The sequence below is a fragment of the Izhakiella australiensis genome, from assembly GCF_002006995.1.
Lineage (GTDB): Bacteria > Pseudomonadota > Gammaproteobacteria > Enterobacterales > Enterobacteriaceae > Izhakiella > Izhakiella australiensis.
The window spans coordinates 1-8764 of the sequence record NZ_MRUL01000038.1; the positions used below are offsets into that span (position 1 = coordinate 1).

6 protein-coding genes and 2 pseudogenes are annotated in these 8764 nt (G+C 47.4%); all 8 read left to right on the forward strand.

The window, feature by feature from the left end; translation table 11 throughout:
* A partial coding sequence (locus BTJ39_RS23535; RefSeq protein ID WP_139356409.1) for a baseplate wedge 1 family protein occupies positions 1-518 on the forward strand: 518 nt, incomplete at its 5' end.
* On the forward strand, positions 518-1585 hold the full coding sequence (locus BTJ39_RS25505) for a glycine-rich domain-containing protein (protein ID WP_078005103.1): 1068 nt from the start codon (positions 518-520) through the stop codon (positions 1583-1585). The genes BTJ39_RS23535 and BTJ39_RS25505, both read left to right, overlap by 1 nt.
* Before the next feature lie 320 nt (positions 1586-1905).
* The gene (locus tag BTJ39_RS25235; protein WP_078005105.1) at positions 1906-2223 is read left to right on the forward strand and encodes a hypothetical protein; all 318 of its coding nucleotides are present in this window, start codon (positions 1906-1908) and stop codon (positions 2221-2223) included.
* 335 nt (positions 2224-2558) lie between these two features.
* Positions 2559-3739 (forward strand): annotated as a pseudogene (locus tag BTJ39_RS23555) (tyrosine-type recombinase/integrase).
* A gap of 19 nt (positions 3740-3758) precedes the next feature.
* Positions 3759-4007, forward strand: coding sequence for a DUF2442 domain-containing protein (locus BTJ39_RS23560; RefSeq protein WP_078005106.1), 249 nt, complete (start codon positions 3759-3761; stop codon positions 4005-4007).
* 131 nt (positions 4008-4138) lie between these two features.
* The gene (locus BTJ39_RS23565; protein WP_078005107.1) at positions 4139-5695 is read left to right on the forward strand and encodes a type I restriction-modification system subunit M; all 1557 of its coding nucleotides are present in this window, start codon (positions 4139-4141) and stop codon (positions 5693-5695) included.
* On the forward strand, positions 5692-6966 hold the full coding sequence (locus tag BTJ39_RS23570) for a restriction endonuclease subunit S (protein WP_078005108.1): 1275 nt from the start codon (positions 5692-5694) through the stop codon (positions 6964-6966). The genes BTJ39_RS23565 and BTJ39_RS23570 overlap by 4 nt, the downstream gene beginning before the upstream one ends.
* A 117-nt stretch (positions 6967-7083) precedes the next feature.
* Positions 7084-8640, forward strand: a pseudogene (locus BTJ39_RS23575) (HsdR family type I site-specific deoxyribonuclease); the annotation flags it as partial.
* Between the last annotated feature and the right edge of the window lie 124 nt (positions 8641-8764).

An 8764-nucleotide genomic window follows, 5' to 3' on the forward strand; every position in this document is an offset into this window, starting at 1 on the left:
TACTCGGAGAGTGGATAGGGCGATCGCGTATTGTCAGTCAGCCGATATCCGGCATTTACTTTTCTTTCGATACTGACGGACTCGGATGGGATCAGGGCGTCTGGCAAGGGCCATACGACCCGGATAATGGTTACACCAGCCTCAGCGACGACACCTATCGCATCGTCCTTAAAGCGAAGATAGCGATCAACAACTGGAACGGGCAAAACGACACGCTGCCGGTGATTCTTGAAACTGCGCTGGCAGGGTCCGGAATTAGTATGCAAATCGTCGACAATCAGGACATGACGATCTCGGTATGGGTATTTCCCGAAACAGATATAAGCAATGTATCGCTTGAACTGATAGACGCTATCCGGCAGGGGTATCTGACAGTGAAAGCCGCTGGTGTATGGGCCGGTGACATACACACTCCATCGGTTGAAACACCCTCAGAAGGAAACCGTTTTTTTGCATTCGACATCGAAAATAAATATCTGGCCGGGTTTGATGACGGCTCGTGGGAGAAAAAACTGTAATGGCTAAAAATGATTTTAAAGCGTTCGCGACGGATGCCAATGCAAACATAACAACGCAAGCTGATTATGAGGAACTGGCGGCGTTGCTGACTGGATTCCAGAGTGGAAAAGCATCGTCAGCTCAGATAAATAAAGCGCTACGTCAGGCTTCTTTTATTGCTGCGGCGTTGGCTCAATACACAGCTGATAAGTCGGGTCAGGACGTCATAGACGATGGTGATATTGCTGCGTTCATCGCGAAAATGTCGTCCGCTTTCAGCAAGGATTTTCAGCCGTTGGCGGCAACGCTCACGGCTATTTCTGGCCTGGCTACCGGTGCCGACACGCTGGCGTACTTCACAGGGTCTAAAACTGCCGGGCAGACACCACTAACGCAGACAGGGCGTGATATTGTCGGTAAAACTGATATCCCCAGCGTTCTCCAATACCTTGGTTTAGTAGACAGCAATGGATATAGTGGTCGAAAGATAAACGAGCAATGGATTACAACATCAAAAACGTACACGCCGACAGCTGGCACAAAACGAATTAAAGTCACTATTACCGGCGGAGGTGGCGGTGGCGGAGGTTCATTTAATAGCGGGGGCAGCACCGATAATTTTTCGGGCGCAGGCGGTGCGGCAGGATCCACTGGAATAAAATGGTTCAATATCGCCGACATCACGAATTTTGCTGTTGCGATAGGCTCTGGCGGATCAGAAGCGACAAAAGGCGGCAATTCGACATTCAGCGGTATTATTGCTGTTGGTGGCGCGCCATCTCAGGCTGTTGGCGTATTCGCATCAGGTGGGACTGGCGTTGCTGGAACTGGTGCTGACGTTAATATAGCCGGTGGTGATGGTGGGGATGGGCAAAACGGCACCCGGCTGTTAAACGGAACCGGTGGCGCCAGTTACTGGGGAGGAAGTCGAAGGTCAGGCCAGGGTGCGGTTTCGACACCGACAATACCGAAGGCAAGTGTTTACGGCGGCGGCGGAGGTGGTGCATATGACACTCAAAATTTCTCAACCCGCTTTTACGGCGGCGCAGGCGCGGATGGAATTTGTTTAATTGAGGAATATGCATAATGCGATACGCAATAATTGAAGATGCAATTGTCGTTAACATTGTCGAATGGGACGGTAATGGAGATTTATTCAAAAATTTCAACATAATAAAAGTTGAAAATATACTATGTGGTATCGGATGGTCTTATAAAAATAAAAAATTCATAGCGCCGCCTGATGAGTCTGTACTACCTGATTAGCGAAACTAGCCCGGTTCTCCGGGCATAAAACTAAATTCCCTGGCAACTCAGTCTCTTCCTAAAACCGCAAAAAATCTCACTTGATAGCCTACATCGATCAATAATACTGTACGCGCATACAGTATTATTGAGAGTTTAAAAATGGGATTTCCATCACCGGCTGCTGACTACGTTGAGCAGAGATTATCTCTTGATATGATCTGCAACGTCACTGCTAATACGCTAATAATCGAAACATGCGACGGCTATGCCATCGTCGATACGAGCATTCCTGTGCGACAGGGCAGAACCGCGTTAATATCGTTTTGTGGCCAAGACAGATTTGCTGTGTTGCGTGGGAGGGCTTTCATTACTGATGACGGAGAGGCTATAGAGGGCGAGGCGCTTAGCGAGGTTGTTGTGCGGGGTGTGGTTACGCATACGATTATTGCGCATAGAGGTGGGAATGCTCCGTTTTAATGGGACGCATTTGGGACAGATATGCTTAGGTACTGGCAAGTAAGTATCAGTAACTTTCCGCAAGCTGGGACGTGTGAGCGCGGATAAATGCGGTAACTTTTTGTTTTAAAAGGTGACTCTAGGAACTTCTAAGCCGTAGGTCACAGGTTCGAATCCTGTAGGGCGTGCCATTTTTTCTTCTCCGATTGTCTCCTGAATTCTACAAAAACCTATCAAACCCGCACTAACACTGATTACTTCATCCAGCGTTGTATCTGTTTGTCTATTGAAAGCTATAACTGATTGGGGGCATCATAGGAGGCACTGTTACGTTCAATGGATCTCGATGCCCCCATATGAAGCTAAATGCTCGTCAAATCGACACTGCTAAGCCGAAAGAAAAAGCCTATAAATTGGCTGATGGAGCTGGCTTGTATCTCGAAATTTTCCCAGCGGCAGCAAAAGCTGGCGACTGAAGTACCGCTTTGCAGGGAAAGAAAAGCGCGTGGTGTTCGGGCCTTATCCTGCCATATCTCTCGCAGAAGCGAGGGGAAAGCGCGAAGAGGCCAAAAAGATACTGGCAGCGGGGGGAGATCCAGGCCTTGCCAAACAAGAGGCCAAGCAGGCCAAAATCCTCGCCATCAACAACAGTTTTGAATCACTGGCACAGGAGTGGCACGAACACAAACGACCTAACTGGTCCCAAGGCTATGCAGTCGATATCCTTGAATATTTACGCAAAGATGTTTTTCCCGCGCTGGGAAAACGACCTATTGCAGAGATTAAAGTGGCTGAGATGTTAGCCGTGCTGCGTAAGATGGAGCAGCACGGCGTGCTGGATAAGCTAAGGAAAACTCGTCAGGCGTGTCGGCAGATATTTACCTATGCCATCATCACCGGTAGGGCAGAGCATAATCCCGTGACAGATCTCGCGGGGGCACTGAAAGCACCTAAGCAAAAGCATTTCCCACATCTTTTAAGTCATTAGATTGGCAGTTTCTTACGTGCGTTAAGTGGCTATAGCGGCAGCCGCATCACACACCACGCAACACACTTGCTTATGCTCACTGGTACCCGAACCATCGAGCTACGAGCCGCTGAGTGGCATGAGTTCGATTTGAAGAAGGGAACCTGGCAGATCCCTGCTGAACGGATGAAAATGCGGCGACCGCACGTTGTGCCGCTATCCAGTCAGGCGCTTTCACTACTTGAAGAAATGTATGAGCTTAGCGGAAGGGGCAGGTTTGTCTTCCCTGGACGAAATCATGCTGGCAAGCCCATGAGTGAAGCGAGTATTAACCAAGTGATCAAGCGTATTGGTTTTGATGGTAAAACTACAGGGCACGGTTTTCGACACACAATGAGCACCATATTGCACGAGCAGGGTTACAACACAGCCTGGATTGAGACTCAATTGGCCCACGCGGATAAAAACACCATTCGCGGGACTTACAACCATGCTCAGTACCTCGATGGACGGCGTGAGATGCTCCAATGGTATGCCGATTATCTCGGTACGCTATGGGACAATGCTTGATAGCAATGAGGAATAGAAGATGACAGCCCTTAAAGTAACGATCTGCTTCTCAGAAGAATTTATGCATGTGCAGCTTGAGGGAAAAGAGCGTTTAGACATCCCACTGCAAAATTTCCCAAGATTGCTGTGCGGCACATCTGAGCAGCTTAATCGGTGGGAATTGTCTGGAACGGGGCCGGGAATTCATTGGGATGAGCTAAACGAAGATATTGATGTTCCTTCTCTGTATGAGGGAAGGGATAAGGACCAAACAGATGGAAGTAAGTAGGAGAAAAGGTAAATTTTCGGACTCCCTTTGCTGCTTACGCTCGGAAGTATCATTAGGTCCCTTACGCAAAAATAAATTTCGATAAAATCTATTAAATAACAAAAAGTTAAAGAAATAGAACAGGACAAACAATGACAAGCCTTCAACAGCGAGCAGAATTACACCGTCAAATCTGGGCAATTGCCAACGATGTGCGCGGATCGGTTGATGGATGGGACTTCAAACAATACGTTCTTGGCGCGCTGTTCTACCGTTTTATCAGCGAAAACTTTTCCAGCTACATCGAAGCCGGTGATGACAGCGTCAGCTACGCAGCGCTGGATGACAGCATCATTACCCATGACATCAAAGATGATGCCATCAAAACCAAAGGCTACTTTATTTACCCGAGCCAGCTGTTCGGCAACGTGGCCGCCAAAGCCAATACCAATGACAGGCTGAACGCCGATTTAAACAGCATTTTTGTGGCGATTGAAAGCTCTGCCTATGGCTATCCTTCCGAAGCCGATATCAAAGGCCTGTTTGCTGACTTTGACACCACCAGTAACCGTTTAGGTAACACAGTAAAAGATAAAAACAGCCGCCTTTCTGCCGTTCTGAAAGGGGTTGAGGGCTTAACGCTGGGTAACTTTGATGCGCACCAGATTGACCTGTTCGGGGATGCCTATGAGTTTCTGATTTCCAACTATGCGGCGAATGCAGGTAAGTCAGGCGGTGAGTTTTTCACTCCACAGCACGTTTCTAAACTGATTGCACAGCTGGCAATGCACGGGCAAACCCGCGTCAATAAAATCTACGATCCGGCAGCCGGCTCCGGTTCGCTGCTGCTCCAGGCGAAAAAACACTTTGATAATCATATTATTGAAGAGGGATTTTATGGTCAGGAGATTAACCACACGACCTTTAACCTTGCCCGTATGAATATGTTCCTGCATAACATTAACTACGATAAGTTTAATATTATGCTCGGTAATACCCTGACGGAGCCGCACTTTGGCGATGAAAAGCCATTTGATGCCATTGTGTCGAATCCACCTTATTCGGTGAAGTGGATTGGCAGTGATGACCCGACGCTGATAAACGATGAACGCTTTGCCCCGGCAGGCGTGCTGGCGCCGAAATCTAAGGCCGACTTTGCATTTGTGCTGCATGCGCTGAACTATCTTTCAGCCAGAGGGCGCGCGGCGATTGTTTGCTTTCCCGGCATTTTTTACCGCGCTGGCGCTGAGCAAAAAATACGTCAGTATCTGGTTGATAACAACTACGTTGAGACTGTGATTTCACTGGCGCCTAATCTGTTCTTTGGCACCACGATTGCCGTCAATATTCTGGTGCTGTCAAAGCATAAAACCGATACCGATGTGCAGTTTATTGATGCCAGCAAGCTGTTTAAAAAAGAGAGTAATAACAACATACTGACTGATGAGCATATCAACCAGATTATGCAGGCGTTCGAAAGCAAGGCAGACATCGATCATCTGGCGAAGTCCGTGCCGTTTGAGGCCATTACAGCCAATGATTACAGCCTGTCGGTCAGCAGCTATGTGGAAGCCAAAGATAACCGCGAAATCGTTGATATCACTGAACTGAATGCCGCGCTGAAAACCACCGTCGGCAAAATCGATCAGTTACGTAAGGATATTGATGCCATTGTGGCCGACCTTGAAGGGAGCGGGGCGCGGGCATGAGCGAGCTAAGCTATCTGGAAAAATTGCTGGATGGGGTTGAGGTGGCGTGGTTTCCTGCTTCAGAAATATTTCATATAAGAAATGGATACACTCCATCAAAAGCTAAAAAAGAATTCTGGGAAAATGGAACTATTCCATGGTTCCGGCTGGAAGATATAAGAATGAACGGCAGAGAGCTTGATGACGCTATTCAGCATATCAGTCCGTTAGGGGTTAAAGGCCGTCTGTTCCCTGAAAATTCAATATTCATGTCTACTACCGCAACGATTGGCGAGTATGCTTTAGTCACGACGCCTTATTTAACAAATCAACAAATAACCAACTTCTCTTTATCTGAAAGGTTTGGGAAGTTAGTGGATATAAAGTATCTGTTTTATAGATTCTATGATTTTGCTCAGTGGTGTGAGGAAAACGCAAACAAAAGTGGCGGGCTGTCAATTATTGGGATTAAGAAGCTGTCTCAGTATGAATTTCCGATTCCCTGTCCGGATAATCCTGCATGGTCGCTCGCTATCCAGGCTGAAATCGTCCGGATTCTGGATAAGTTTAATCAGCATACCGCTGAGCTTGCCGCTGAGCTTACGGCACGTAAAAAACAGTATCACTATTACCGTGACCAGCTGCTGAGTTTTAAAGCAGAGGAGGGGCTGGCTCTGGCTCCTTATCTGGAAAAGCTGCTGGACGGTGCTGAGGTTACGTGGTTCCCTTTGGCAGATGAATCCTCTTTTGAAATAGCAAATAATGCAAGAAAGCCTGTAAAGTCCTCTCTGCGCGTGGCGGGTGAAACGCCTTATTATGGTGCAAATAATATCCAGGACTATGTCGATGGATATACCCACGAGGGTGAGTATGTATTAATAGCAGAAGATGGCTCGGCTAATATAGAACGTTACTCAATACAATATACATCAGGAAAATTCTGGGCAAACAATCACGTGCATGTCGTGCGCGGTAAATCCGGCGTTAACTCAAGATATTTGTATCACTATTTATGCATTGTTAACTTCATACCGTTTCTGACCGGCGGCGGAAGGGCAAAATTGACTAAAGGTCAATTAATCGAAATAACGGTGCCCATCCCTTGTCCGGACAATCTGGAAAAGTCGCTGGCAATCCAGTCTGATATCGTCCGGATTCTGGATAAATTCGACACCCTGGCCCACTCCTTGAGCGAAGGTCTGCCCGCTGAAATCGAGCAGCGCCGGAAACAGTACGATTATTATCGCCACCTGCTGTTCAGTTTCCCGAAGCCTCAGACGCTGAACAGCTGACTGGAATCAGAAAATCACCTGGACCGTGTTTTACGCTCCAGGTAGCAGATCAATACGTTTACTCGCCGGTGGTGTTTACCCGTCCGGTCTTTGCCCCACCGCTATACAGGATGCGTCATGACTCAACAGACAAACACCATCGCTGAATCCAATAGCTTTATCGTGCTCGATAAATACCTCAAAGCCTGGGAAGCGGGGGAAAGCTACCAGAGCGAGTCCGACCTGGAACGTGAGTTGATTCAGGACCTGCGCAATCAAGGGTATGATTTTGTCTCCCTGGGGTCGCAGCAGGCGATGCTGGTTAATATCCGCATGCAGCTTCAGGCGCTGAATGCGGTGGTGTTTAACGACAGTGAGTGGCGCCGCTTTTGCGAGCAGTATCTGGACAGCCCTGGTGATAGCAGCCTCGATAAGACCCGTAAAATTCATCTCGATTACATTTGCGATTTTACTTTTGATAACAGGCAGCTTGAGAATATTTATCTGATTGATAAAAACAGCCTGGTGCGCAATAAGGTGCAGATCATTCAGCAGTTTGAGCAGACCGGCACCCATGCGAATCGCTATGACGTGACCATTCTGGTCAATGGTTTACCGCTGGTTCAAATTGAGCTGAAAAAGCGCGGCGTAGCGATAAGGGAAGCGTTTAATCAGATACATCGTTACAGCAAAGAGAGCTTTAACAGCGATAATTCCCTGTTCAAATATCTGCAACTGTTTGTGATTTCCAACGGAACTGATACCCGTTACTTTGCCAATACCACCAGGCGGGATAAAAACAGTTTTGACTTCACCATGAACTGGGCAAAGTCAGATAACACGCTGATTAAAGATCTGAAGGATTTTACCGCTACCTTTTTCCAGAAACACACCTTGCTCAATGTGCTATTTAATTACAGCGTGTTTGACAGCAGTCAGGCACTGTTGGTGATGCGTCCCTATCAGATTGCAGCTACCGAACGAATTTTATGGAAAATTAACAGCTCCTTTAAAGCCAAAAATTGGTCAAAGCCGGAAAGCGGCGGGTTTATCTGGCATACCACCGGCTCAGGAAAAACCCTGACCAGCTTCAAGGCCGCGAGGCTCGCTACCGAACTGGATTTTATTGATAAAGTATTTTTTGTGGTTGATCGCAAAGACCTCGACTATCAGACCATGAAGGAATACCAGCGTTTCTCACCGGACAGTGTCAATGGCTCTGATAATACTGCCGGGTTAAAACGCAACCTGGATAAAGATGACAACAAAATCATTGTCACTACCATCCAAAAGCTCAATAACCTGATGAAAGGAGAAGCTGATCTGCCGGTTTTTCATCAGCAGGTGGTATTTATCTTTGATGAGTGTCATCGCAGTCAATTTGGTGAAGCGCAGAAAAACTTAAACAAGAAATTCAGCCGTTTTTACCAGTTTGGTTTTACGGGTACGCCGATTTTTCCGCAAAATGCCCTGGCAGCAGAAACCACCGCCAGCGTGTTTGGACGCGAGCTGCACTCTTATGTCATTACTGATGCGATTCGCGATGAAAAGGTCCTGAAGTTCAAGGTCGATTATAACGATGTCCGCCCGCAGTTTAAGGCACTGGAAACTGAAAGCGACGAGAAAAAACTCAGTGCAGCTGAGAGTCAGCAGGCTTTCCTGCATCCGCGTCGTATTAAGGAAATTACCCGCTATTAGACGTCAACTACTCAGGCCGGTACGCGTCAACTATTCTGGCCGCCTTTCAGTTACTTCTTAACTGACTGCTGGGTTACTGCTTTCGACGTTTTCTTTCTGTAGCTTTCTCCTGTTACCTCGA

Excerpts from the sequence above, each read along its gene's own strand:
- BTJ39_RS23565 (WP_078005107.1), top strand. The coding sequence starts at position 4,139 with ATGACAAGCCTTCAACAGCGAGCAGAATTACACCGTCAAATCTGGGCA.
- BTJ39_RS25235 (WP_078005105.1), top strand. The coding sequence starts at position 1,906 with ATGGGATTTCCATCACCGGCTGCTGACTACGTTGAGCAGAGATTATCT.
- BTJ39_RS23570 (WP_078005108.1), top strand. The coding sequence starts at position 5,692 with ATGAGCGAGCTAAGCTATCTGGAAAAATTGCTGGATGGGGTTGAGGTG.
- BTJ39_RS25505 (WP_078005103.1), top strand. The coding sequence starts at position 518 with ATGGCTAAAAATGATTTTAAAGCGTTCGCGACGGATGCCAATGCAAAC.
- BTJ39_RS23560 (WP_078005106.1), top strand. The coding sequence starts at position 3,759 with ATGACAGCCCTTAAAGTAACGATCTGCTTCTCAGAAGAATTTATGCAT.